The sequence below is a fragment of the Kitasatospora sp. NPDC059327 genome (assembly GCF_042752535.1).
Lineage (GTDB): Bacteria > Actinomycetota > Actinomycetes > Streptomycetales > Streptomycetaceae > Kitasatospora.
The window spans coordinates 1-24,082 of sequence record NZ_JBHYYB010000092.1; the positions used below are offsets into that span (position 1 = coordinate 1).

Here is a 24,082-nt window from a genome sequence, read left to right on the forward strand (position 1 = left end):
GACCGGGGCCGGCGCGGCCACGGGAGCCGGCGCGGCGACCGGAGCCGGGGCGGGGGCAGCGACCGGAGCCGGCGCGGCGACCGGGGCGGGGGCGGGGGCGGGGGCGGCAGCCGGGGCCGGAGCGGCGGCAGCCGCACCCGGGGTGCCGATCAGCGCGAGCTGGGCGCCGACCTCGGCGGTCTCGTCCTCGCCGACCAGGATCTTCACGACGACGCCGGCGACCGGCGACGGGATCTCGGTGTCGACCTTGTCGGTGGAGACCTCGAGCAGCGGCTCGTCGACCTCGACCGTCTCACCCTCGGCCTTCAGCCAGCGGGTGACGGTGCCCTCGGTGACCGACTCGCCCAGCGCGGGCAGCAGCACCGGGGTGGCGTCGGCGGCCGGAGCAGCGGCCGGCGCGGCCGGGGCCTCGGCGACCGGGGCGGGAGCGGCGGGCGCCTCCGCGACCGGGGCCGGCGCGGCGACCGGAGCCGGGGCGGCGACCGGGGCCGGCGCGGCCTCGGCGGCCGGAGCGGCCACCGGGGCGCCGGAGCCGTCGTCGATGATCGCCAGCTCGGCGCCGACCTCGACGGTCTCGTCCTCGCCGACCTTGATCGAGGCCAGGATGCCCGAGGCCGGGGCCGGGATCTCGGTGTCGACCTTGTCGGTGGAGACCTCGAGCAGCGGCTCGTCGACCTCCACGCGCTCACCCTCGGCCTTCAGCCAACGGGTGACGGTGCCCTCGGAAACGCTCTCGCCCAGCGCGGGCAGTGTTACTGAGACCGCCATGGTTTCAGCGACTCCTATCAAGTCTTGCGTACTGGAATGGGGGGTGTGGGGCGCGATCAGTCGTGCGCGTGCAGCGGCTTGCCGGCCAGCGCCAGGTGCGCCTCGCCCAGGGCCTCGGACTGGGTCGGGTGCGCGTGGATGAGCTGCGCGACCTCGGCCGGCAGAGCCTCCCAGTTGTAGATCAGCTGAGCCTCGCCGACCTGCTCGCCCATCCGGGCGCCGACCATGTGGACGCCGACCACGGCGCCGTCCTTGACCTGGACGAGCTTGATCTCGCCGGCGGTCTTCAGGATCTTGCTCTTGCCGTTGCCGGCCAGGTTGTACTTGAGGGTGACGACCTTCTCCTTGCCGTACAGCTCGACGGCCTTGGCCTCGGAGATGCCGACGGAGGCCACCTCGGGGTTGGAGTAGGTCACGCGCGGGACGCCGTCGTAGTCGATCGGCACGGCCTTGAGGCCGGCCAGGCGCTCGGCGACCAGGATGCCCTCGGCGAAGCCGACGTGGGCCAGCTGCAGGGTCGGGGCGAGGTCGCCGACGGCGGAGATGGTGGGCACGTTGGTGCGCATGTACTCGTCGACGAGCACGTAGCCGCGGTCCATCGCGACGCCGTTCTCCTCGTAGCCGATGCCGGCCGAGACCGGGCCGCGGCCGATGGCGACGAGCAGCAGGTCGGCGTCGATCTGCTTGCCGTTCTCGGTGGAGACGCGCACACCGGTCTCGGTGTACTCGACGCCGGAGAAGCGGGCCTTGAGCTCGAACTTGATGCCGCGCTTGCGGAACGCGCGCTCCAGCAGCTTGGAGGAGTTCTCGTCCTCCAGCGGGACCAGGTGCGGCAGGGCCTCGACGATGGTGACGTCGACGCCGAAGGACTTCCAGACCGAGGCGAACTCGACGCCGATCACGCCGCCGCCGAGGATCACGGCGGACTTCGGGATGCGGTCGAGCTTGAGCGCGTGGTCGGAGGAGATCACGCGGTCGCCGTCGATGGTCAGGCCCGGCAGCGACTTCGGCACGGAGCCGGTGGCGAGGACGATGTGGCGGCCCTCGACACGCTGGCCGTTGACGTCCACCGAGGTCTGCGAGGAGAGCTTGCCCTCGCCCTGGATGAAGGTCACCTTGCGGGAGGCCACCAGGCCCTGCAGGCCCTTGTACAGGCCGGCGATGACGTCGTCCTTGTACTTGTGGACACCGTTGATGTCGATGCCCTGGAAGGTGGCCAGCACGCCGAACTCGGCGGCCTCCTTCGTCTCGTCCGCGATCTCGGCGGCGTGCAGCAGCGCCTTGGTCGGGATGCAGCCGCGGTGCAGGCAGGTGCCGCCCAGCTCGCCCTTCTCGATCAGGGCGACGCTCAGACCCAGCTGAGCGGCGCGGAGCGCCGCGGCGTAACCGCCGCTTCCGCCTCCGAGAATGACTACGTCGAAAACGGTGCTGGCGTCGTTCGCCACGTCACGTCCTCCATGCAATGGGGTGGGTCGCCGGGCCGGTCGCGGTCCGGTGGGTCGGAAGCCTTTGTGAGGCGCCCAGTCGTGCCGGAAATACATCTTCGCACTTGTTCACGGCAGCTGATGTCCGGGTCCACCCCAGGGGTGTCCCACAGGGTGGTCACAGGGGCGGGAATGCCCTCGACTGAAGGGCATCATCGCAGCTCAGCGCGGGGTTGACAGCGGCGGGGGCGGGGTTTTCGGCGGGCCGGGCCGCACTCGGTTCCGCACCGTGAAACAAAGTTTCGCCCACAGCGAACACGGGTGCGGGCGAGGTACGGCTTTCTACCCGCAGGTAACGGCGCCGCGGGCGGGTCGCCGGGCCGTCCGGCGGCGGGAACGCGGACGGGGTCCCGCGCGAGCGCGCGGGACCCCGTCCGTCCGAACCCCGGATCAGGCCTTGTCGCCCGCCGCGGTCCGCTCGGCGAAGCGGACCAGGGTGCGCACCGCGCTCGCGGTGCCGCCCTTGGGGGTGTAGCCGAACGGCGCGCCCTCGTGGAAGGCCGGGCCGGCGATGTCCAGGTGGGCCCAGTCGATGCCCTCGGCCACGAACTCCTTGAGGAACAGGCCGGCCACCAGGCCGCCGCCCATCCGCTCGCCCATGTTGGCGAGGTCGGCGATGGTCGACTCGGTCATGCCCTTGCGCAGCTCGGCCGGCAGCGGCATCGGCCAGGACTGCTCGCCGGCCTCGCCCGCGACGGTGTGCAGGGTCTCGCGCAGCTCGTCGTTGTTGGCCATCACGCCGAAGGTGCGGCTGCCCAGCGCCAGCATCATCGCGCCGGTCAGCGTCGCGACGTCGACGATCACGTCCGGCCTCTCCTCGCCGGCCCGCACGATGGCGTCGGCGAGCACCAGACGGCCCTCGGCGTCGGTGTTCAGCACCTCGACGGTCTTGCCGCCGTACATCCGCAGCACGTCACCCGGGCGGGTGGCGGTGCCCGACGGCATGTTCTCGGCCAGCGCCAGCCACGCGGTGACGTTGACGGCCAGGCCCAGGCGCTTGGCGGAGACGACGGCGGCGAACACCGCGGCGGCGCCGGCCATGTCGCACTTCATGGTCTCGTTGTGACCGGCCGGCTTGAGCGAGATGCCGCCCGAGTCGTAGGTGATGCCCTTGCCGATGAATGCCAGGCTCGCCTTGGCCTTCGGGTGGGTGTAGGCCACCTTCACCAGCCGGGGCGGGTTGGCCGAGCCGTTGCCGACGCCGAGCAGGCCGCCGAAGCCGCCCTTGAGCAGCGCCTTCTCGTCCAGCACCTCGACCTTGAGGCCGTGCTCCTTGCCGGCGGCCTGGGCGATCGCGGCGAAGCCCTTCGGGTTCAGGTCGTTCGGCGCGGTGTTGACCAGGTCGCGGGCGCGGTTCATCTCCTCGCCGACGACCAGGGCGCGCTCGACGGCGGCCTTGGCGTCCTTGCTGCCCTTGCGGGCGGTCAGCAGCACCAGCTCGCCGACCGGCTCCTTGGCGCTGCCGTTGCCCTTGTAGGTGCCGAAGGAGTAGGAGCCGAGCAGACCGCCCAGCGCGACCGCCTCGACCTCGTCGGCGGACTCGGCCGGCAGGGCCAGCGCGGCCTTCTTGCTGCCGGTCAGGGTGCGGGCGGCGACACCGGCGGCGCGGCGGAGCGTCTCCAGGCCGTAGCCGCCGTCGGTGGCCTCGCCGAGGCCGACCGCGAGCACGAGGGCGGCCTTCAGGCCGGCGGGGGAGGGGACCTTGACGGCCTCGCCCTCGGCGCCGGTCGCGCCCAGGGTGGTGAGGACCTCGGTCAGCTTGCCCTCGAACGCCTCGCCCACGGCGTCGGCGCCCGGCGCCAGCACGATGCCCTTCGGGCCCTTCGCCACACCGATCACCAGCGCGTCCGCGCGCAGCGAGGCGGCGGAGGAGGTGCTCACAGACAATGCAGTCACGTAATGCGTCCTGTTCTATCGCGGTCCACGGCACCGGTGACGGCACGGCTGCCGCACCGGCGCAGCCCGGGGCCGCCACTGCGGGCCGTCCGGCCGGAGCGGGCCGGGTCCGGGGCCCCTGGCGCGTGCGTCCACCGTTCGCGGCGGCCGCACACACCAGAAGCCCCGGCTCCTCGACGCGCGACGGCCGGGCGGACCTGCGACGGTGCAGGGCTGCGGTGCTCCCCGCATGGTAGTCCGCATGCTGGGATCACGCGCCGCCCGGTGTCCCACCGTCCGGTCCGGGGACCCGCGGTGGGCCTCAGCCCAGGAGCGCGAGGGCGACCAGGGTGCCGGTCGCGGCGGTCTCCGCCATCGCGCCGAGGACATCCCCGGTGATGCCGTCGAACCGGTGTACGCAGCGCCGCCGCAGCAGCAGGGAACAGCCGAGGCCGACCGCAACGGCCAGGGGCAGCAGCAGGGCTGACCATCCGTCAAGCAGGCCGAGGGCGGCCAGGACCACCGCCGCGCCGGCCGTCGACGCCACCGCCGCGCCGGGCGGCACGGTACCCGCCACCATCGCGCCGAGCCCGCCCGGCCGGGCGGCCGGCACCGACCGCGCGCACCCCCAGGCGAGCGCGCACCGCGCGGCCGTCGCCGAGGCGAGCACCGCGAGCGCGCCGCGGCCCGGCGAGGCGTCGAACTGTCCGGCCAGCGCGGCGACCTGGGCCAGCAGTGTCAGCACCAGCGTCAGCACGCCGAACGGACCGATGTCGGACTGCTTCATGACGCGCAGCGCGTCCTGCGCCGGTCTGCCGCTGCCCAGGCCGTCGGCGACGTCGGCCAGACCGTCCAGATGCAGGCCCCGGGTCAGTGCGGCCAGGACGCCGACGGCGGTCACCGCGCCGAGCGGCTCGCCCGCGCGCCAGGCCACCGAGGCGCCCGCGGCGGCGGCCAGTGCCCCCAGCACCAGGCCGACCACCGGCGCCGCGGTCATCGCCAGGCGCGCCGTCGGGCGGTCCCACCGCTCGACCCGTACCCGCAGTACCGAGAGCGTGCCGAACGCGAACCGCAGCCCGTCGCCCCAGCCGGCCGGCGCCTCCGGTGACCCGTCCCGCATGGCCCGCCGCTCCTCACATCCGTACGTCGGGGCGCGGCCCCGTGTCGCGCCGCGCTCCGCGACGGCCCTGCCCCGAGACGGCGCTGCCCCGAGACGGCGCTGCCCCGCCCGGCCGTCGGGCGGGGCCGAGAGGTCAGTCCCGGCCGAGCAGCTCCGCCGCCGAGGGGAGCTTCGGCTGCTCCTTGGGCACCGCCGGCAGGATCGGGGCGGGCGCGTGCTCGGCCAGGGCGTCCGCCGCGGCCTGCAGCAGCGGCAGCGCCATCAGCGCGCCGACGCCCTCGCCCATGGTGATCTCCTGCTCCTGCAGCGGCGTCAGGGTGAGCCGGTCGTAGGCCTTGGCCTGGGCCGGCTCGCCGGTGGACTGCCCGGCCCGCCACCATTCCGGCGCCCGGAACGCGATCCGCTGCGCGACCAGCGCGCAGGCCGCCGAGACCACACCGTCCAGCACCACCGGGAGTTTGCGTACGGCGGCCTGCAGCAGGAAGCCGGTGATCGCCGCGAAGTCGGCGCCACCGGTCGCGCCGAGCAGGGCCAGCTGGTCGCCGAGGACCGGTCGGGCCCGGCGCAGCGAGTCCCGCACGGTCGCGCACTTGACCATCCAGACCCGGTCGTCGATGCCCGAACCGCGCCCGGTCACGGCGGCCGCGTCCGTCCCGCAGAGCGCGCCGACCAGGACGGCCGCCACCGTGGTCGCGCCGACCCCGAGGTCGCCGAGCAGTACCAGGTCGGTGCCGGCGTCGGCCTCCTCGTCGGCGACGGCCATCCCGGCCCGGAAGGCCTTGACGGTCTCCTCGGCGCTCAGCGCGTCCTCGGTGTCGATCCGGCCGGAGCCGCGCCGCACCCGGTGCGCGACGACCTCGGCCGGGAAGTCCGACGGGTCCGCGTCCACCGCGACGTCCACCACCCGCACCTCGGCGCCGAAGCGCCGGGCGAGCAGGGCGACCGGCGCGGTGCCGTCCAGGACCGACCGCACCCGGGCGGCCGTGCCGCCCTGCGCGGGCAGCCGGGACACCCCGAGGGCCGCCACCCCGTGATCGGCGGCGAACAGCAGCACCTTGGGCGCCGCGAGCGGCCGCACCGGGGAGCGCCCCTGTACGGACGACAGCCAACTGCCCAGCTCCTCCAGCCGGCCGAGCCCGCCGCGAGGCCGGTCCAGCGCCTGCCAGCGCTCTTCGGCGGCCCGCCGGGCGCTCTCGTCGGGGCGCTCGACGAGCGAGGAGAACGTATCGAGATCCACGGTGGTGTCCATCGGTCGGAAGGCTACACGCCGCAGGTGCTCAGCCTGCGGCGGGCTTGACCGTCAGAACCTGCCCCGCCACGACGAGCAGCACACGCTCGGAGGCGTCGGCCACCGCCATGTTCAGCCGGCCCAGGGTGTCCCGGAAGCGGCGGCCCGCGGCGGTGGCCGGGACGACACCCATTCCCACCTCGTTGCTGACCGCGATGACGGGGCGTGCGGTGGCCGCCCAGGAGCGCGCGAGCGCCTCGCAGCGCCGCTGCACCGCCGCCTCGCCGCCGTCCTCCCAGACCGCGTCGTCCCAGGCGCCGCACTCGTCCATCACCGCGGTCAGCCAGAGCGCCAGGCAGTCGATCAGGACCGGCGCCGGGTCGGCGGTGTCCGCCAGCACCGCCTCCAGGTCGCAGGTCTCGGCGGTGCGCCAGCTCACCGGCCGACGGTCGCGGTGCAGCGCGACGCGCCGCGCCCACTCGGTGTCGCCGTCCCGGCTGCCGCTGGTCGCCACGTACAGGACGTCCGGGTACCGGGCGAGCAGCTGCTCGGCCTTGGTGGACTTGCCGGACCGGGCGCCGCCGAGGACCAGGGTGCGGGGGAGTGCGGGGTGGGCTGCCATACGGCCATCCTGCCAAGGCCGCGCCGCGCGGTCCCGGTCGGGGCGGACCGGCCGGCGGCCCGGCGCCGCCGGGAACGGCGACCCGGTCCCGGTCGGGCATGACAACGACGTCCCCGCCAGGCATACGGAAGATCGGGCCGGGCAGGCTAAGGTGCGCAGCACGCAGGCAGCGCACAGGTCGTCAGTGGGAGGAGCCGGACATGGTCTGGACGTGGCGGTACGAGAAGGCGGACGGCACCGCGGTGGCCCCGAGCGGCGGCCAGGAGGAGGAGTTCGCCGGCCAGGGGGACGCCGAGACCTGGATCGGGGAGAGCTGGAAGCAGCTGGCCGAGGACGGCGTCGACACCGCGGTCCTGCTCGACGACGGCCGGGAGATCTACTCCATGAGCCTGCACGAGGCCTGAGCCCGTACCTCCCGCCAAGCGGAGGGGCCGCGCCGGGCCGAAGGGGCGCGCCGGTGCCGAAAGGGAGAGCGCGAGGGGCCCCGGGGCTTCAGCGGCCCTGGCGCGACGGCCGTCGGCACCGGGTCGAGTGCCCCGGAGGCGGGCGCGCGAAGATCCGGCTACTTGGCGCCGACGACGTGCAGCAGCGCGGCGACCTGCCGGTACGGATCGGTGCGGCCGGCCCGTTCCTCGGCGTCCAGCAGCTGGGCCAGCTGCCGGCCGTCCACCGGCGGCGCCGCGTCGTCGGGCGCGTTGTCGGTGAACACCCGGACGCCGTACCAGTGCCGCAGCGGCACGGACACCTCGGAGAGGGTGACGGCGAGGTCGGTGATCCGGTCGGCCCGGGCGGCGAGCCCGAGCCGGTTGTAGTAGCGGTCGCTCTCGAAGGCGTGCAGGGCGGCCCGCCAGTCCCCGGCGGCGGCGGGCCGCAGGGCCAGCGCGTCGCGGTTGCGCACCAGCAGCGAGAGCAGCCCGCCGGGGGCCAGCAGCCGGGCCAGCGAGGCGATCATCGGGTCCGGGTCCGGCAGGTACATCAGGACACCGTGGCAGAGCACCACGTCGAAGCTGCGCGGCCCGAACCAGCGCCCGCACTGGTGGCCGTCGCCGCTGAGCAGCTGTATCCGGCCGCGCACCTCGGGCGGCTCCTCGGCCAGCGCCCCCTGGGCGACGCCGAGCGCGACCGGGTCAGAGTCGATCCCGGTGACGTAGTGGCCGGCCCGGGCCAGCCGCAGCGCCTGGGTGCCCTGGCCGCAGCCGATGTCGAGGACGCGCTGTTCGGCGCGGCCGGCCAGCTGTTCGGCCAGTTGCCGGGTGACCAGCTCCTGTCGGACGAGGTTGCGCAGGCCGCCGAGGCGCTCCAGCCACGGGCCGGTGCCGCCGGCGAAGGAGCCGCTGCGCGAGGGCAGCCGGCGCTCCTGGGCGATCCGGTCGTGGCCGCCGTCCCCCTGGCCCGGAAGCGCGTACAGGCCGGGCCCCTCCCAGGCGGGAGGGGCCCAGCCGGAGTCCACCGGTTCGGCGGTCAGGGCTTCTCTCCGCGCCGCACCTGCGGCTTGGGCAGGCGCAGCCGGCGCATCTGCAGGATGCGCATCAGGCCGTAGGCGACCGCGCCGCGGGTGTTCTGGCCCGCGAACCGCTCGGTGAGCTGCTTGCGCAGCCCGAAGCCGAGGCGGACGAAGTCCAGCACCACCAGGACGAAGAAGGCCAGGAAGAGCAGGGTGGAGAGCAGCTGGAGGGCCGGCACCTTGACGATGCTCAGGACCAGGATGACCACGGCGGCGGGCAGGAAGAACTCGGCGAGCGACCAGCGGGCGTCCACGTAGTCGCGGGTGAACTTGCGCACCGGGCCCTTGTCACGGGCCGGCAGGTGCCGCTCGTCCCCCTCCAGCAGCGCGGTGCGCTGCTTCTCGCGCTCGCTGCGCATGCGCTCGCGCGCCTGGCGGGAGGCCTCCTTGCGGTCCTTGGGCACGGTCACCCGGGTGCGCCGGTTGGCCTCGGCCGCACTGCGCTTGGGCGTGGGCCGGCCCTTCTTCGCCTGCGGGTCGCGGGTCTGGGTCGTCTCGTCCTGCTTCTCCAGCACGGCGGCGGAGGCAGCGGCATCATCTGAACGGCGTCGGAACACACCACCAGCGTACGGGGTGCGCGGCCGCTTCCACGGGTGCCCTCGGACCCAAACGCATATCGATCGTGCCGGTCCGGGCCCGGAACGGGTTTTCGGGGGGCGTCCCGTAGGGGATCACTCCGGTGGACGGTGGGTGGGATGAGGGACGGATCCACCCGGGGGATGAGGCCGCCGCGGGGATCGCTGTAGCAGTCTTGTTGCAGGCAGGTGCACTGCGGCGACGGGCTCGCTGCACATACACTCGTCGTGTCTGGTAACGAGATAGAGACCGCAGGCCGGAGAAGGGGGCACCCGAGGCCCATGAGCGACGGAATCATGAAGCGTATGGGGCTGATCTTCCGCTCCAAGGCGAACAAGGCCTTGGACCGGGCGGAGGATCCCCGTGAGACGCTCGACTATTCGTACCAGAAGCAGCTGGAGCTGCTGCAGAAGGTGCGTCGCGGCGTCGCGGACGTGGCCACCTCGCGCAAGCGCCTGGAGCTGCAGCTGACCCAGCTGCAGCAGCAGTCCGCCAAGTACGAGGACCAGGGCCGCAAGGCGCTCTCGCTCGGTCGGGAGGACCTCGCGCGCGAGGCCCTGACCCGCAAGGCGAACATGCAGTCCCAGATCACCGACCTGGAGGTGCAGTACCAGCAGCTCCAGGCGGAGGAGGAGAAGCTCACGCTCGCCTCCCAGCGGCTGCAGGCCAAGGTCGACGCCTTCCGCACCAAGAAGGAGACGATCAAGGCCACCTACACCGCGGCCCAGGCGCAGACCCGGATCGCCGAGTCCTTCTCGGGCATCTCCGAGGAGATGGGCGACGTCGGTCTGGCGATCCAGCGGGCCGAGGACAAGACCGCCCAGATGCAGGCCCGCGCGGGTGCGATCGACGAGCTGCTGGCCTCCGGCGCGCTCGACGACGCCAGCGGGCTCGGCCGCAAGGACGACATCGAGGCGGAGCTGGAGCGGGTCGCCGGCGGCTCGGACGTCGAGCTGGAGCTGGCCCGGATGAAGGCCGAACTGACGGGTGGCTCGCCGGCCTCCGGTCCGCAGGCCATCGAGCCGGGCAAGGCGCAGCCGCAGGACGCCCAGCCGGACAGCCCGCGGATCAACTACAACAAGTGACCTGAGCTTCACCCCACGAACCAGGGAGACGCACGGCATGATCATGCGGGTCATGGGCGAGGGCCAGTTCGAGGTGGGCGACGCCCATCTGAACCGGTTGAACGAGCTCGACGAGGAGCTTCTCGCCGCGCTGGAGTCGGGGGACGAAGAGCGTTTCCGTCGAGCGCTCGGGGAGCTGCTGGGCGCCGTCAAGGAGTTCGGCACCGCGCTGCCGGACGCCTCGCTGGAGCCCTCCGACCTGATCCTCCCGGATGCCGACGCGACGATCGACCAGGTTCGGCAGCTGCTGCGGGCCGAGGGTGACGGCCTGATCCCCGGCCTTCCCGAGTAGTAGCCGCCGTCTCGCGCCAGACGCAAGGGCGGGCCCCTCCACCGCGGAGGGGCCCGCCCTTCGGCGTGCGGCGGACTACGGCAGGGCGAGCATCCGGTCCAGCGCCGCCTTGGCGTACTTCTCGGTCTCCGGGTCGACCCGGATCACGTTCGGCACCCGGCCCTCGACCAGCGACTCCAGCGCCCAGACCAGGTGCGGCAGGTCGATCCGGTTCATCGTGGAGCAGAAGCAGACCGCCCGGTCCAGGAAGACGATCTCCTTGTCCGGGTGCGCCTTGGCGAGCCGGCGGACCAGGTTCAGCTCGGTGCCGATGGCCCACTTGGAGCCGGGCTCGGCGGCGTCCAGCGCCTTGATGATGTACTCGGTCGAGCCCACCATGTCGGCGGCCGCGACGACCTCGTGCTTGCACTCGGGGTGCACCAGCACGGTGACGCCCGGCACGCGCTCGCGGACGTCGTTGACCGAGTCCAGCGAGAACCGGCCGTGCACCGAGCAGTGCCCGCGCCAGAGGATCATCTTGGCGTTCCGCAGCTGCTCGGCGGTCAGGCCGCCGCCCGGCTTGTGCGGGTTGTAGAGCACGCAGTCGTCCAGCGAGAGGCCCAGCTCGCGCACCGCGGTGTTGCGGCCCAGGTGCTGGTCGGGCAGGAAGAGCACCTTCTGCCCCTGCTCGAAGGCCCACTCCAGGGCCCGCTGCGCGTTGGAGGAGGTGCAGATGGTGCCACCGTGCTTGCCGGTGAAGGCCTTGATGTCGGCGGAGGAGTTCATGTACGAGACCGGGACGGTGACGTCGGCTATGCCGGCGTCGGCCAGGACGTCCCAGCACTCGGCGACCTGCTCCGCGGTGGCCATGTCGGCCATCGAACAGCCGGCCGCGAGGTCCGGCAGGACGACCTGCTGGGCGTCGCCGGTGAGGATGTCCGCGGACTCTGCCATGAAGTGCACGCCGCAGAAGACGATGTACTCGGCCTCCGGGCGGGCGGCCGCGTCGCGCGCGAGCTTGAAGGAGTCGCCGGTGACATCGGCGAACTCGATCACCTCGTCGCGCTGGTAGTGGTGGCCGAGGATGAAGACGCGCTCCCCGAGTGCCTCCTTGGCGGCCCGGGCGCGGGCCACGAGGTCCGGGTCGGAGGCGGCGGGGAGGTCGCCGGGGCACTCGACGCCGCGCTCGCTGTTCGGGTCGGCCTCACGGCCGAGCAGCAGCAGAGCGAGCGGCGTCGGAGTGGGGTCGACGCCGTAGGTCTCGGTGATGGTGGTGGTCACGGGCGGGTGCCCTTCTGTGCGGCCGATCAGTCGGTGCAGGCCTTCTCGTCTATCTGACGTTATCTATGATAACCGCTTAGCGTCAGACTGACGATGGCCATCCTGTCGATGTGACGAGAACCGCTTGCCGCTCGGGACCCGTTCGGTGCTGCCGGAGGCACGATATGACGAGGTCCGGCGTGGCCGACCCGCGGTCCGGGCCCGGCCGGGATTGGCTGGGTCCATGAAGGCAATCGCGATCCGCCGCTACGGCGGCCCCGAGGTGGTCGAGTACCTCGATCTGCCGGACCCCAAGGTCGGGCCGGACTCGGTCCTGGTGGAGGTCCGGGCGGCCGGGGTGAACCCGGTGGACTGGAAGGTCCGGGAGGGCGCCCTGGACGGCCTGCTGGACGCCCACTTCCCCCTGGTGATGGGCTGGGACGCGGCCGGGGTGGTCCGGGCGGTGGGCGGCGGGGTGACCGAGTTCGCCCCCGGCGACGAGGTCTACGGCTACGTGCGCAAGGACACCGTCGAGCACGGCACCTACGCCGAGCTGGTCGCCGCACCCGTCCGCACCCTGGCCCGCAAGCCCGCGGCCCTGGACTGGGCGCGGAGCGGCGGCCTGCCGCTGGCCGGGCTCACCGCCCTCCAGGGCCTGCGGGCGCTGCGGGTGAAGGCGGGCGACACCGTCCTGGTGCACGCCGCGGCCGGCGGCGTCGGGCACCTGGCCGTGCAGATCGCGGCGGCGCGCGGCGCCCGGGTGATCGGCACCGCGGGCGCGCGCAACCACGACTACCTGCGCGGCCTCGGCGCCGAGCCGGTCGCCCACGGGGAGGGGCTGGCCGAGCGGGTCCGGGCGCTGGCCCCCGACGGGGTGGACGCCGCCCTCGACCTGGTCGGCGGCGGTGCCCTCGACGTCTCGGCCGCCCTGGTCGCGGACCCGTCCCGGATCGCCTCCGTCGCCGACTACCGGGTGAGGGCGCTCGGCGGCCACTACGTCTGGGTCCGCCCCGACGCCGCCGGCCTGGCCGAGCTGGCCGCGCTCGCCGACGAGGGCCGGCTGACCGTCACCGTCGCCTCGACCTTCCCGCTCGCGCAGGCCGGATCCGCCCAGGCGCTCAGCGCCGAGGGCCGCACCCGGGGGAAGATCGTGCTCCTGGTGGACTGAGAACGGACCGCGAGCGGTCATCTGCCAGCGGTGGACTCGGTCCTGTCATCCGCCAGAATGGTGCAGAACCGTTTCGGCGGCTGCCGACCCCGCCGCCCCCCCGTACGACCTGTGGAGCCCCGCACCGATGACCAGCAGTCGAGCACACGAGACGGTCGGGGCAGTCCTCGACGAGACCGACCGTCTCCTGCTCGCCCGGCTGGGCAGCGACGGCCGGGCCTCGTACGCCGAGATCGGCGCGCAGGTGAACCTCTCCGCCACCGCCGTCCGCCGCCGGATCGACCGGCTGCGGGCGCGCGGGGTGGTCCGCGGCTTCACCGTCGTCCTCGACCCCTCGGTGCTCGGCTGGCAGACCGAGGCCTTCGTCGAGGTCTACTGCCGCGAGCGGACCGCCCCGGAGGAGATCCTGGCGAGCCTGCGCCAGTTCCCGGAGGTGGTCGCCGCCTGGACGGTCACCGGCGACCCCGACGCGCTGGTCCATCTGCGGGCCGCCGACACGCGGCACCTGGAGGCCGTGATCGAGCGCATCCGGCGCGAGCCCGGGGTCCAGCGCAGCCGCTCCTCGGTCGTGCTCTCCCAGCTCATCGGCTGACCCGAACGGACCATCGCGGCCCCCCGGCGGGCCGCTCCGGCCGCCGGCCGCGGCCCGCCCCGGGGCCTGCGCAGGAATCCTGCGCCCGCCCCGGCGAAGACGCTCGAAACCTGCCTGACCAGCCGCGTTCGGACGCGCGGCGAAGGCCTCGCGCTGCCTAGGCTGATCACAACCGGCGGAGCGGTGAGACGTCCCGCCCCGCCGGCCCTCCCCCGACACCCCACAGCCGAGAGGGACCCCCGTGTCCGCAGCCCCCGACCGCATGCACCGGCCCGACAACGAGCTGGTCGACCTGGTATTCGACTACATGCGGGAGCGGCTGCAGTACGACCCCGTCCCGCTCGACCACCCCGGCGACGGCGAGCACCTGCGCACCCAGCTGGCCGGGCTGCTCAACCCGGACGGCAACAACGCGGCCGACGTGCTGAAGCTCTACGACCACGAGCTCTCCCGCGCGGTGATCTCCGCCGACAGCCCGCGCTACCTGTCGTTCATCCCGTGCGCGCCGACCAAGGCCGCCCTGCTCTTCGACATGGTCGTCTCCTGCGCCTCGCTCCAGGGCATCTCCTGGCTGGAGGCGGCCGGCGCCATCGCCGCCGAGAACCAGGTGCTGCGCCTGATCGCGGACCGGGCCGGCATGCCCGAGTCGGCCGGCGGCACCTTCGTGTCCGGCGGCTCGGCCGGCAACCTCTCCGCCCTGGTGGTCGCCCGCGACACCGCCCGCCGCCGGCTGGGCGTCGGCCCCGAGGCCCGGCTGCGGATCGCCGTCGCCGACCAGGTGCACTCCTCGGTCAAGAACACCTTCAACATCATCGGCGTGGAGGCCTTCAAGGTCCCCACCGTCGACCGCCGCTTCACCGGTGAGGCGCTGCGCGCCGCCCTGGCCGCCGACCCGAACCCGGAGACGGTGATCGCCGTCGTCGGGACGGCCGGCACCACCAACGAGGGCATCATCGACGACCTCCAGGGCCTCTCCGAGGTGGCCCGCGAGCGCGACCTCTGGTTCCACGTGGACGGCGCCTACGGCGGCGCGGGCCTCTTCGCCCCCTCCGTCCGGGCCCGCTACGACGGCATCGAGCACGCGGACTCCTTCGTGGTGGACCCGCACAAGTGGCTGTTCGCCCCGTTCGACTGCGCCGCGCTGATCTACCGCAACCCGCAGCTCGCCCGCGCCGTGCACACCCAGGACGCCTCCTACCTGGACGTGCTGCACACCGAGGGCGACGAGTGGAACCCCACCGACTACGCCTACCACCTGACCCGGCGCGCCCGCGGCCTGCCGCTCTGGTTCTCGCTGGCCGTGCACGGCACCCAGGCCTACACCGACGCGATCGAGACCGGCCTCACCCTGGCCCGCGACACCGCGCGGCTGATCCGCGACACCGAGCACCTGGAGCTGCTGTTCGACCCGCAGCTCTCCGCGGTCTGCTTCCGCCGCGTGGGCTGGACCAACGAGGACTACTACCGCTGGTCGCAGCAGCTGCTCGCGGACCAGATCGGCTTCGTCACCCCGACCGGCTGGGACGGTGAGACGGTCGCCCGCTTCGCCTTCCTGCACCCGGGCACGACCATGGAGATGGTCCGGGAGATCCTGGACACGATGATCTAAGGCCCGTTCGCCGCCGGGGCGCTCGGCCCGGCGCCGACGGTCGTCGCTCCGATGCCCTTCGTTCCTCAGGGCCTCCTCGCTCCTCCCTTTCGGCGCCGGCGCGCCCCTTTGGCTCGCGGGCGAAGCCCGTGGGGCCGGGGGCGCGTGGCCCGTCGACACCCTCGCCGGCCCGCCCGGCGGGGGTGTGGTCGTCGGTCACAGCAGGGCGCCGTTGGGCAGGTAGGGCGCGGGCGGGCGCATCCCGCGCAGCCCCAGGTAGCCCCGCGTGCCCGGGGTCAGGCCCACCTCCAGACCGACGTCCAGCGCCCACTCCTGCTCGGCGGTCAGGTACTCCACCCGGGCCTCCACGCCGTCCGGCACCCGCGCCAGCGCCTCGCGCAGCAGCCGGGCGGCGATCCGCTTCGAGGTCGCGGCCAGCAGCTTCACCTCGCCGCCGTCCCGGTAGCAGTAGCCGCTGCCGGCCAGCGCGTCGGCGATCAGCAGCTCGTCGCAGTGGGCCAGCAGCAGCTCGTGGTCCGGCCCGTGCGCGGCGCCGCGCAGCCGCCGGTCCACCGAGTCCAGCAGGTGCCGGTGGGTGGCGTTGCCGGGGTGCACCGGGATGTCCCCGGGGTCGATCAGCCCGGCGCGGTCCACCCGCCCGCTCAGCGTCATCGCCGGGTGCAGGGTGAACCCGGCCAGCCGGTACCGCCGGGCCGCCGCCGGGGACGGCGAGGCGCAGAGCATCCCGCGCAGGCAGCCGCGCCCGTACACGGTGGCCCGCTCCAGCAGCAGCCGCCCGAGGCCCCGGCCCTGCGCCTCGGGCCGCACTACGAGCAGCGCCAGGATCCACAGGCCCTCGCGGCGCAGCGACAGCACCGCGCCGACCGGCTCGCCGTCGTGCTCCGCCAGCCAGCAGCCCTGCGGGTCGGTGCGGACGAGGTGTCTGATCCGGGCCAGCCGGTGGACCGGCGGCCGCTCCCGCCCGGCCGTGCCGGGGGAGTCGGCGAGCGAGGCGAACGAGGCGCGGGCGATGTGCTGGACGGCCTCCGCGTCGGCGGCGGTGTCCTGGACGAGGCGCAGGAGCATGCCCACCATCCTGGCCGCCGGGGTGTCCGCCCGGGGCCGGTTCCGCCGGATCGGTGGCCGGGGCGGTGTCCGACCCGCGCGGGTTGTGCGAGCATGGGGAGCGTAGGGGAGCGGGTGGCACACCCGGCCCACGAAATCATCCGCCGCCGAAGGCCACCGAAATTGCACCGCCGTCCGGGAAATGAATCCGGGCGGTCGTTGGTTGGCACTGGCGGCAGACCGTCGTCAAGACCGGGAGAAAGCAGATGACCGTCCAGGACGAGACCACCGTCGAGAGTGGCATCCTCCTTACCGATGCCGCCGCGGCCAAGGTCAAGGGCCTGCTGGAGCAGGAGGGCCGTGACGACCTCGCGTTGCGCGTTGCCGTCCAGCCCGGTGGTTGCTCCGGCCTGCGTTACCAGCTGTTCTTCGACGAGCGCTCGCTCGACGGCGACGTGCTCAAGGACTTCGACGGTGTGAAGGTCGTCACCGACCGGATGAGCGCCCCGTACCTCGGCGGCGCCACCGTCGACTTCGTGGACACCATCGAGAAGCAGGGCTTCACGATCGACAACCCGAACGCCACCGGCTCCTGCGCCTGCGGCGACTCGTTCAGCTAGTCGGCAGACGGCGAGGGCGGCCCCGGATCCTCCGGGGCCGCCCTCGCCGTTTCCGTACCGTCCTACTTCCCGCCGATCTCCGGGCCGGTCGGGTCCGGGCCGACGTGCGGGTCGCTCTCCAGGGGCACCGGCTGACCGGTCGCGAGGTCCGTCACCGCCCGGCCCATCAACGGCTGCTTCAGCTCGGCCGTCACCGTCTGCCGCTTGGCCAGCTCGGCGCAGGCCTGCCCGGCCGGCATCGGGGCCGCCACCGTGACCCGGACGTCCACCCGTCCGGGCTTGGACTCGTCCGCCTTCAGCGCGTACTTCTCGCAGATCCCGCCGTAGAACCAGACCGTGAGCTTGCTGCCGTCCACCCGGTAGGTGATCGCGGGGTGGACCGGCCCGTTCGGATCAGGCTCCCCGACCGCGATGCCCGGGGGCGTGGGCGCCGGCGTGGGGGACTGCGCCGGGCCGGTCGGCCGGGGGGCGGGCGTGTTCGCCGAGGGATCGGCCGGCGGGGTCGTCACCGGTGGCGAGGCCGTGGCGGAGGCCGACGGCGCGGCCGGGGAGGTCGCCGGGGCCGAGCCGCCGGGGGAGGGCGTGGCACTCGCCGTCGCCCGCGTCGAGCCGGACGCCGAGTCCGCGGCGGCCTTGCCGTCGCCGCCACCGCACCCGGCCACCGCCGCGGCCGCCAGCAGCAGACCCGTCAGCACCGCCGCCCGCCGTCCGCGCGACCGGCCGGCCCGTGCTCCACCGGTGCGTCGGGGCATCGTCTCCAGATCCATCTGAACATCCTCCCGAGGGTTCAGCGGCACCGCCTCGACGGCCGCACCGCGCGGATGTGACGCGCCTCGGACGAATCCGGTTCCCGCCGTCCCGCGGGCCGCCCCCGGGGTGGGATCAGACGCCGTATTCGGCCATTCCCGCGACCACCCGCAGCGCCCCGGACGGGACGCTGATGCCGAGCCGGGCGGGGGTGCCGGGCTCCGGGCCGGTCGCCAGCAGCGGCCAGAACCGGCGCAGCTGTCGCGAGGAGTCCACCAGCGAGTCCAGGGTCTCGCCGTCGGTGTCGCCCCGCAGGCCAGGCGGGACACGCAGTGGGTGGTGACTGGGCATCATCGGGCATCGCTCCGATCCACGGTGCCGCGGCCGCACTGCCACGGCTCGGTCAGGGCCTGGTCCGACCCCTGTCTGCGACCCTAGGCCGCCCGTCCGGCCCCGGCCAGGGTTACCCGGGGGTAGTACACGTTCGACGGTGTCCGGTGCCAATTCAGGCGGTCTTGCTGCGGCCCGCCCCCCGCCCGGTACCGTGAGTGGGTTCCGCCCCTTGCTATTTGTGGCCATGCCGCCCTCCTGAGGAGACTTCCCGTGCGTATCGCCGTCGCCGGTTCGATCGCGACCGACCACCTGATGACGTTCCCCGGTCGGTTCTCCGACCAGCTCGTCGCCGAGCAGCTGCACACCGTGTCGCTGTCCTTCCTGGTCGACACCCTCGACATCCGTCGCGGTGGTGTCGCGCCGAACATCGCGTTCGGTATGGGTGTCCTCGGCCTGAGCCCGATCCTGGTCGGCGCCGCCGGCGCGGACTTCGCCGAGTACCGCAGCTGGCTGGAGCGCAACAACGTGGACTGCCGCTCGGTCCACATCTCCGAGACCCGCCACACCGCCCGGTTCATGTGCACCACGGACGAGGACCACAACCAGATCGCCTCGTTCTACACCGGCGCCATGGCGGAGGCCCGCAACATCGAGCTCAAGCCGATCGCCGACCGCGTCGGCGGCCTGGACCTCGTGCTGATCGGCGCCGACGACCCGCAGGCCATGGTCCGCCACACCCAGGAGTGCCGCACCCGCGGCTTCGCCTTCGCCGCCGACCCGTCCCAGCAGCTGGCCCGTCTGGACGGCGAGGACATCCGGGAGATCGTCGACGGCGCCGCGTACCTGTTCACCAACGAGTACGAGGCCGCGCTGATCGAGACCAAGACCGGCTGGGACGCCGAGGAGATCCTGACCCGGGTCGGCACCCGGATCACCACCCTCGGCAGCAAGGGGGTGCGGATCGACCGCAAGGGCGAGCCCCCGGTGGTGGTCGGCTGCGCGCCCGAGGAGGCCAAGGTGGACCCGACCGGTGTCGGCGACGCCTTCCGGGCCGGCTTCCTGGCCGGTCTCTCCTGGGAGCTGGACCTGGAGCGCTCGGCCCAGATCGGCTGCATGCTCGCGACCCTGGTGATCGAGACCGTCGGCACCCAGGAGTACGAGCTGCGCCCGGTCGCCTTCCTGCAGCGCTTCGAGGACGCCTACGGCGCCGAGGCCGCGGCGGAGGTCCGGGCCTTCCTGGTCAAGTAACCCGCCGGGCGCACCCGCTCAGAGGGTGCGCCGCACCAGGTAGGCCGAGCCCCGGTCGCCGCCGAAGTCGGCGGCCGGGGCCTCGCCCAGGTACTCCTGGCCGCGCATGCCGCACCAGGCCGGGACGTCCAGCCGGGCCGCCTCGTCGTCGGCCAGTACCGCGACCGTCCCGCCGGCGGGCACCTCGCCGATCCGCTTGGCGAGCTCGATCACCGGCAGCGGGCACCGCTTGCCCAGCGCGTCGATCACCAGCGCGTCGATCACCAGCGCGTCGGCCACCGGCGCGTCCGGGGCCACCGGCGCGTCCGGGGCCGCCGGCGCCGGCAGCGACAGGTCCAGCCCGAGCGGGGCACGGACCCGCTCCACCACCTCGGGCAGCACCGCGAGGAACCGTTCCACATCGGCCTCGGCCGCGCCGAACGGCAGCGAGACCCGGACGTTGCCCTCGGTGAGCACCCCCATCGCGGCCAGCACATGGCTCGGCGTCAGGGTGGAGGAGGTGCAGGAGGAACCGGAGGAGACGGCGAAGCCGGCCCGGTCCAGCTCGGTCAGCAGCACCTCGCCGTCGACGTACAGACAGGAGAAGGTGACGAGGTGCGGCAGCCGCCGCACCGGGTCGCCGACCACCTCCACCTCGGGCACCGACCTCGGCACCCGGGCCCGGATCCGCTCGACCAGCGCGTGCAGCCGGGCGTTCTCCCGCTCGGCCTCGGCGCGCACCGCCCGCAGCGAGGCGGCGGCGGCCACGATCGCCGGGACGTTGACGAAGCCGGGCACCCGGCCGCCCTCGCGCTCGTCGGCCGGCAGCGGCGAGGAGTAGCGGACACCCTTGCGCACCGCCAGGACACCGACCCCGGCCGGACCGCCCCACTTGTGCGCACTGGCCGTCAGCAGTGACCAGCCGCCCGGGACGTCCACCCGCCCGGCGCTCTGCGCGGCGTCCACCAGCAGCGGGACCTCGCCGCAGAGCTCGGCCACCTCGGCCACCGGCTGCACGGTGCCCACCTCGTGGTTGGCCGACTGCAGCACGGCGAGCGCGGTGTCCGGTCGCAGCGCGGCGGCGTACCCCTCCGGAGTGACCCGTCCGTACCGGTCGACCGGGACGACGCCCACCGTGCCGCCGGCCGCCTCGTGCGACTCGGCGGTGTGCAGCACGCTGGAGTGCTCCACCGCCGAGTGCACCAGGTGCGCCCCCCGGCGCCGGCGGCCCGCCAGCGCGCCGAGCATGCCCAGCTGGACGGCCTGCGTCCCGCCGGTGGTGAAGGAGATCTCGTCGGCCCGGGTGCCGAGCACCTCGGCGACCGTCTCGCGGGCGGCGTCCAGCAGCATCCGGGCCTGCCGTCCGGCGCGGTAGAGCCGGGCGGGATCGGCCCACCCCTCGTCCAGGGCGGCGGTCAGTGCCTGCCGCGCGACGGGGTGGAGCGGGGCCGTGGACGCCACATCGAAGTACACGGTCACATTTAACGACACTCCCGGGCGGGATCCGGCCGCCGCCCGCCGCTTACCGGCCGTCAGTCGATCAACCCGAATGTCCGATTCGTCCTCATCCGACGAACCGTCACCCAGGTCGTTCGAGCTCATCCCCCGATCGGGCGTACGGACCTCTAATGCCTACGATGACCTGCGACGCAGCCCTTGCGGGGCCTGATCGGGCGACCGGGCGGCGCGTTACCGGGACCTGCCCGTCAGCAGCGCATAAGGCTGGAGTAGGGTTTGGCCCGCATAAGCATTCAAACCGTGCCCGTGGACGGGTCGCCGGGGAGGCTCACAAACCTCCGCGGGGCGACGCGAAGGCGGGCGAGACTTCGGGAAGGCGCTACGTGAGTCCCAACGGCTCCGACCGCTCGCCGCGGCGCACGATGCGGCGGAAGCTGCCTCAGGCGCTGGCACTGGGCCTCGTCATCGCGACCGCCACCGGCTGCTCGGCCAACGACCTCCCCAGGCTTGGCCTCCCGAGCCCCGTCACCGAGGAAGGGCCTCTGGTCCTCCACATGTGGCAGGGGTCCTGGATCGCGGCGCTGGTGGTCGGCGTACTGATGTGGGGTCTGATCATCTGGAGCGTGATCTTCCACCGGCGCAGCCGCACCGGCGTGCAGATCCCTCCGCAGACCCGGTACAACGTGCCCATCGAGGCGCTCTACACCGCGGTCCCCATCATCATCGTGTCGGTTCTCTTCTACTTCGTCGCCCGCGACGAGTCGAGGCTGATCGCCGTCTCCGAGAAGCCGCAGCACACGGTCAACGTGGTCGGCTTCCAGTGGAGCTGGGCGTTCAACTACGAGAACACCGAGAACCCCGACCCGGCCAACAAGGACGCGGCGTACGACGTCGGCACTCCCAAGGAGATGCCGACCCTGTGGCTGCCGGTCAACGAGAGCGTCCAGTTCCGGCTGACCTCACGTGACGTCATCCACGACTTCTGGCCCATCAACTTCCTGATGAAGATGGACGTCGTGCCGGGCGTGGTCAACAAGTTCGAGGTCACCCCGAACGTCAAGGGCGAGTACGACGGCAAGTGCGCCGAGCTCTGCGGCGTCGACCACTCGCGCATGCTGTTCAAGGTCAAGGTCGTCGACCGCGCCGACTACGACAAGCACCTGGCGGACCTGCGGGCCAAGGGCCAGACCGGCGCGTTGCCCTCCGGCATCACGACCATGGGAAGTGAAGAGAAGTGACCATCCTCAACGAGCCCGCCGCGGCCGGCGGGGGCGCCGGGGCCGTCACGGTCGGGGCGCAGCGGACCCGCAAGCCGGGTTCGACCATCATCAAGTGGCTGACCACCACTGACCACAAGACGATCGGCACGCTCTACCTGGGCACGTCGTTCGCCTTCTTCCTGATCGGTGGCATCCTCGCCCTGGTCATGCGTGCCGAGCTGGCTCGTCCCGGGACCCAGATCCTGTCGAACGAGCAGTTCAACCAGGCGTTCACGATGCACGGCACGATCATGCTGCTGATGTTCGCGACGCCGCTCTTCGCCGGCTTCGCGAACTGGATCATGCCGCTCCAGATCGGCGCCCCGGACGTGGCGTTCCCGCGTCTGAACATGTTCGCGTACTGGCTGTACCTGTTCGGCTCGACCATCGCGGTGGCCGGCTTCGTCACCCCGCAGGGTGCGGCCGACTTCGGCTGGTTCGCCTACTCCCCGCTGTCGGACGCCGTCCGCTCGCCGGGCATCGGCGCCGACATGTGGATCATGGGTCTGGCCTTCTCCGGCTTCGGCACGATCCTCGGTGCGGTCAACTTCATCACCACGATCATCTGCATGCGCGCGCCCGGCATGACGATGTTCCGGATGTCGATCTTCGTCTGGAACGTCCTGCTGACCGCCGTGCTGGTCCTGCTGGCCTTCCCGGTCCTGGCCGCCGCGCTGTTCGCGCTGGAGGCGGATCGTAAATTCGGGGCACACGTCTTCGATCCGGCCAACGGCGGGGCACTGCTCTGGCAGCACCTCTTCTGGTTCTTCGGTCACCCCGAGGTGTACATCATCGCGCTGCCGTTCTTCGGCATCGTCTCGGAGATCATCCCGGTCTTCAGCCGCAAGCCGATGTTCGGCTACTCCGGTCTGATCGCGGCCACCATCGCGATCGCCGGTCTGTCCGTGACGGTGTGGGCCCACCACATGTACGTCACCGGCCAAGTGCTGCTGCCGTTCTTCTCCTTCATGACCTTCCTGATCGCGGTCCCGACCGGTGTGAAGTTCTTCAACTGGGTCGGCACCATGTGGAAGGGCTCGCTGAGCTTCGAGACCCCGATGCTCTGGACGGTCGGCTTCCTGGTCACCTTCCTCTTCGGTGGTCTGACCGGTGTGCTCCTGGCGTCCCCGCCGATCGACTTCCACGTCTCGGACTCGTACTTCGTCGTCGCCCACTTCCACTACGTGGTCTTCGGCACCGTCGTCTTCGCGATGTTCGCGGGCTTCCACTTCTGGTGGCCGAAGATGACCGGCAAGATGCTGGACGAGCGCCTCGGCAAGATGACGTTCTGGACGCTGTTCATCGGCTTCCACGCCACCTTCCTGGTGCAGCACTGGCTCGGCGCGGAGGGCATGCCCCGCCGCTACGCCGACTACCTGGCCTCGGACGGCTTCACCACGCTGAACACCGTCTCGACCATCGGCTCGTTCCTGCTGGGCCTGTCGATCCTGCCGTTCCTCTACAACGTCTGGAAGACGGCCAAGTACGGCGAGAAGGTCGAGGTGGACGACCCGTGGGGCTACGGCCGCTCGCTGGAGTGGGCGACCTCCTGCCCGCCGCCGCGGCACAACTTCCTCACGCTGCCGCGGATCCGCTCCGAATCCCCGGCCTTCGACCTCCACTACCCGGAGATCGCGGCGCTGGACTACCTGGAGAACCACGGTGAGCCGGCCAAGCACCTCGCCGGTGTGACCCCGGCCAAGTACGACGCCCCGCAGCTCGACAAGGGCAAGAAGGAAGGCGACGCCTGATGAAGGAACAGGGCAAGATCTTCCTGGGCCTCGCGGTCTTCACGCTCGCGATGGCGATCACCTACGGCGTCTGGACCAACCACTCCGACCTCGGGGTGGAGGCCGCCGGTACCACCGCGCTGTTCCTCGCCTTCGCGCTCTGTGCCTTCATCGGGTACTACCTCGCCTTCACCGCCCGCCGGGTGGACAGCGGCGCGGGTGACAACCCCGAGGCCGAGGTCGCGGACGACTCCGGCGAGCAGGGCTTCTTCGCCCCGCACAGCTGGCAGCCGCTCTCGCTGGCGATCGGTGGCGCGCTCGCGTTCATGGGCGTGATCTTCGGTTGGTGGCTGCTCTACTGGTCGATCCCGGTCATCCTGATCGGTCTGTTCGGCTGGGTCTTCGAGTTCTACCGGGGCGAGAACCAGAACCAGTAGTCCTCCCCCTCGCACAGGGCCGGGCA

24 protein-coding genes are annotated in these 24,082 nt (G+C 72.8%); 11 read left to right on the forward strand and 13 right to left on the reverse strand.

The window, feature by feature from the left end:
• The 6 genes from ACFXHB_RS35640 to cobU form a co-directional block, all read right to left on the reverse strand.
• Positions 1 to 768, reverse strand: a 768-nt coding sequence (locus ACFXHB_RS35640) for a biotin/lipoyl-containing protein (RefSeq protein WP_380579608.1), incomplete at its 3' end; no start/stop codon positions are given.
• A gap of 56 nt (positions 769 to 824) precedes the next feature.
• Positions 825 to 2,213 (reverse strand): dihydrolipoyl dehydrogenase, encoded by a 1,389-nt coding sequence (gene lpdA / locus ACFXHB_RS35645; protein WP_380579610.1) that lies wholly within the window; start codon positions 2,211 to 2,213, stop codon positions 825 to 827.
• Between the two features lie 429 nt (positions 2,214 to 2,642).
• The gene (locus ACFXHB_RS35650) at positions 2,643 to 4,148 is read right to left on the reverse strand and encodes a leucyl aminopeptidase (RefSeq protein ID WP_380579612.1); all 1,506 of its coding nucleotides are present in this window, start codon (positions 4,146 to 4,148) and stop codon (positions 2,643 to 2,645) included.
• A gap of 301 nt (positions 4,149 to 4,449) precedes the next feature.
• On the reverse strand, positions 4,450 to 5,247 hold the full coding sequence (locus ACFXHB_RS35655; protein ID WP_380579614.1) for an adenosylcobinamide-GDP ribazoletransferase: 798 nt from the start codon (positions 5,245 to 5,247) through the stop codon (positions 4,450 to 4,452).
• 133 nt (positions 5,248 to 5,380) lie between these two features.
• A complete protein-coding gene (locus ACFXHB_RS35660; RefSeq protein WP_380579616.1) occupies positions 5,381 to 6,496 on the reverse strand; it encodes a nicotinate-nucleotide--dimethylbenzimidazole phosphoribosyltransferase in 1,116 nt (371 codons plus the stop codon).
• A gap of 28 nt (positions 6,497 to 6,524) precedes the next feature.
• The gene (cobU, locus tag ACFXHB_RS35665; protein WP_380579618.1) at positions 6,525 to 7,097 is read right to left on the reverse strand and encodes a bifunctional adenosylcobinamide kinase/adenosylcobinamide-phosphate guanylyltransferase; all 573 of its coding nucleotides are present in this window, start codon (positions 7,095 to 7,097) and stop codon (positions 6,525 to 6,527) included.
• 200 nt (positions 7,098 to 7,297) lie between these two features.
• Between cobU and ACFXHB_RS35670 the strand changes: the two genes are divergently transcribed.
• Positions 7,298 to 7,501: a hypothetical protein gene (locus ACFXHB_RS35670; RefSeq protein ID WP_380579620.1), complete on the forward strand. Its 204-nt coding sequence runs from the start codon at positions 7,298 to 7,300 to the stop codon at positions 7,499 to 7,501.
• 158 nt (positions 7,502 to 7,659) lie between these two features.
• Here ACFXHB_RS35670 and ACFXHB_RS35675 read toward each other — a convergent pair whose 3' ends face one another.
• Both ACFXHB_RS35675 and ACFXHB_RS35680 read right to left on the reverse strand, forming a co-directional pair.
• Positions 7,660 to 8,400, reverse strand: coding sequence for a class I SAM-dependent methyltransferase (locus ACFXHB_RS35675; protein WP_380579672.1), 741 nt, complete (start codon positions 8,398 to 8,400; stop codon positions 7,660 to 7,662).
• A 158-nt stretch (positions 8,401 to 8,558) separates the two neighbouring features.
• Complete coding sequence (locus ACFXHB_RS35680) at positions 8,559 to 9,158, reverse strand: DUF3043 domain-containing protein (protein WP_380579622.1); 600 nt, start codon at positions 9,156 to 9,158, stop codon at positions 8,559 to 8,561.
• A 300-nt stretch (positions 9,159 to 9,458) separates the two neighbouring features.
• Between ACFXHB_RS35680 and ACFXHB_RS35685 the strand changes: the two genes are divergently transcribed.
• Both ACFXHB_RS35685 and ACFXHB_RS35690 read left to right on the forward strand, forming a co-directional pair.
• A complete protein-coding gene (locus ACFXHB_RS35685; RefSeq protein ID WP_380579624.1) occupies positions 9,459 to 10,262 on the forward strand; it encodes a PspA/IM30 family protein in 804 nt (267 codons plus the stop codon).
• Positions 10,263 to 10,299: 37 nt separating this feature from the next.
• A complete protein-coding gene (locus tag ACFXHB_RS35690; RefSeq protein ID WP_380579626.1) occupies positions 10,300 to 10,593 on the forward strand; it encodes a hypothetical protein in 294 nt (97 codons plus the stop codon).
• Positions 10,594 to 10,668: 75 nt separating this feature from the next.
• On the opposite strand, the gene nadA is transcribed toward ACFXHB_RS35690, so the two are convergent.
• A complete protein-coding gene (gene nadA, locus ACFXHB_RS35695) occupies positions 10,669 to 11,853 on the reverse strand; it encodes a quinolinate synthase NadA (protein WP_380579628.1) in 1,185 nt (394 codons plus the stop codon).
• 223 nt (positions 11,854 to 12,076) lie between these two features.
• Here nadA and ACFXHB_RS35700 point away from each other — a divergent pair, with 223 nt between their 5' ends.
• The 3 genes from ACFXHB_RS35700 to ACFXHB_RS35710 all read left to right on the forward strand — a co-directional run bounded on the left by ACFXHB_RS35700 (position 12,077) and on the right by ACFXHB_RS35710 (position 15,201).
• The gene (locus ACFXHB_RS35700) at positions 12,077 to 13,000 is read left to right on the forward strand and encodes an NADP-dependent oxidoreductase (protein ID WP_380579630.1); all 924 of its coding nucleotides are present in this window, start codon (positions 12,077 to 12,079) and stop codon (positions 12,998 to 13,000) included.
• A 127-nt stretch (positions 13,001 to 13,127) separates the two neighbouring features.
• The gene (locus ACFXHB_RS35705) at positions 13,128 to 13,592 is read left to right on the forward strand and encodes an Lrp/AsnC family transcriptional regulator (RefSeq protein WP_380579632.1); all 465 of its coding nucleotides are present in this window, start codon (positions 13,128 to 13,130) and stop codon (positions 13,590 to 13,592) included.
• Between the two features lie 241 nt (positions 13,593 to 13,833).
• Entirely contained in the window at positions 13,834 to 15,201 is a 1,368-nt protein-coding gene (locus tag ACFXHB_RS35710) for a pyridoxal phosphate-dependent decarboxylase family protein (RefSeq protein WP_380579634.1), read from the forward strand.
• A 195-nt stretch (positions 15,202 to 15,396) separates the two neighbouring features.
• On the opposite strand, the gene ACFXHB_RS35715 is transcribed toward ACFXHB_RS35710, so the two are convergent.
• On the reverse strand, positions 15,397 to 16,266 hold the full coding sequence (locus tag ACFXHB_RS35715; RefSeq protein ID WP_380579636.1) for a GNAT family N-acetyltransferase: 870 nt from the start codon (positions 16,264 to 16,266) through the stop codon (positions 15,397 to 15,399).
• A gap of 245 nt (positions 16,267 to 16,511) precedes the next feature.
• On the opposite strand from ACFXHB_RS35715, the gene erpA reads away from it, so the two are divergent.
• Positions 16,512 to 16,865 (forward strand): iron-sulfur cluster insertion protein ErpA, encoded by a 354-nt coding sequence (gene erpA / locus ACFXHB_RS35720; protein ID WP_030391519.1) that lies wholly within the window; start codon positions 16,512 to 16,514, stop codon positions 16,863 to 16,865.
• A gap of 62 nt (positions 16,866 to 16,927) precedes the next feature.
• On the opposite strand, the gene ACFXHB_RS35725 is transcribed toward erpA, so the two are convergent.
• Together ACFXHB_RS35725 and ACFXHB_RS35730 are read right to left on the reverse strand one after the other, a co-directional pair.
• On the reverse strand, positions 16,928 to 17,632 hold the full coding sequence (locus ACFXHB_RS35725) for a hypothetical protein (RefSeq protein ID WP_380579639.1): 705 nt from the start codon (positions 17,630 to 17,632) through the stop codon (positions 16,928 to 16,930).
• A gap of 115 nt (positions 17,633 to 17,747) precedes the next feature.
• Positions 17,748 to 17,966, reverse strand: coding sequence for a hypothetical protein (locus tag ACFXHB_RS35730; RefSeq protein ID WP_380579641.1), 219 nt, complete (start codon positions 17,964 to 17,966; stop codon positions 17,748 to 17,750).
• A 249-nt stretch (positions 17,967 to 18,215) separates the two neighbouring features.
• Between ACFXHB_RS35730 and ACFXHB_RS35735 the strand changes: the two genes are divergently transcribed.
• Positions 18,216 to 19,193, forward strand: coding sequence for a carbohydrate kinase family protein (locus ACFXHB_RS35735; protein ID WP_380579643.1), 978 nt, complete (start codon positions 18,216 to 18,218; stop codon positions 19,191 to 19,193).
• Between the two features lie 18 nt (positions 19,194 to 19,211).
• On the opposite strand, the gene ACFXHB_RS35740 is transcribed toward ACFXHB_RS35735, so the two are convergent.
• Positions 19,212 to 20,645 carry a cysteine desulfurase/sulfurtransferase TusA family protein gene (locus ACFXHB_RS35740; protein ID WP_380579645.1) on the reverse strand — a complete coding sequence of 478 codons (1,434 nt, stop codon included), beginning with the start codon at positions 20,643 to 20,645 and terminating at the stop codon, positions 19,212 to 19,214.
• 368 nt (positions 20,646 to 21,013) lie between these two features.
• Here ACFXHB_RS35740 and coxB point away from each other — a divergent pair, with 368 nt between their 5' ends.
• The 3 genes from coxB to ACFXHB_RS35755 are packed head-to-tail and all read left to right on the forward strand — an operon-like array spanning position 21,014 to position 24,056.
• Positions 21,014 to 21,868, forward strand: a complete 855-nt coding sequence (gene coxB / locus ACFXHB_RS35745; protein WP_380579647.1) for a cytochrome c oxidase subunit II — start codon at positions 21,014 to 21,016, stop codon at positions 21,866 to 21,868.
• Complete coding sequence (ctaD, locus tag ACFXHB_RS35750; RefSeq protein ID WP_380579649.1) at positions 21,865 to 23,640, forward strand: cytochrome c oxidase subunit I; 1,776 nt, start codon at positions 21,865 to 21,867, stop codon at positions 23,638 to 23,640. The genes coxB and ctaD overlap by 4 nt, the downstream gene beginning before the upstream one ends.
• Positions 23,640 to 24,056: a cytochrome c oxidase subunit 4 gene (locus ACFXHB_RS35755; RefSeq protein WP_380579651.1), complete on the forward strand. Its 417-nt coding sequence runs from the start codon at positions 23,640 to 23,642 to the stop codon at positions 24,054 to 24,056. The genes ctaD and ACFXHB_RS35755 overlap by 1 nt, the downstream gene beginning before the upstream one ends.
• Positions 24,057 to 24,082 lie beyond the last annotated feature (26 nt).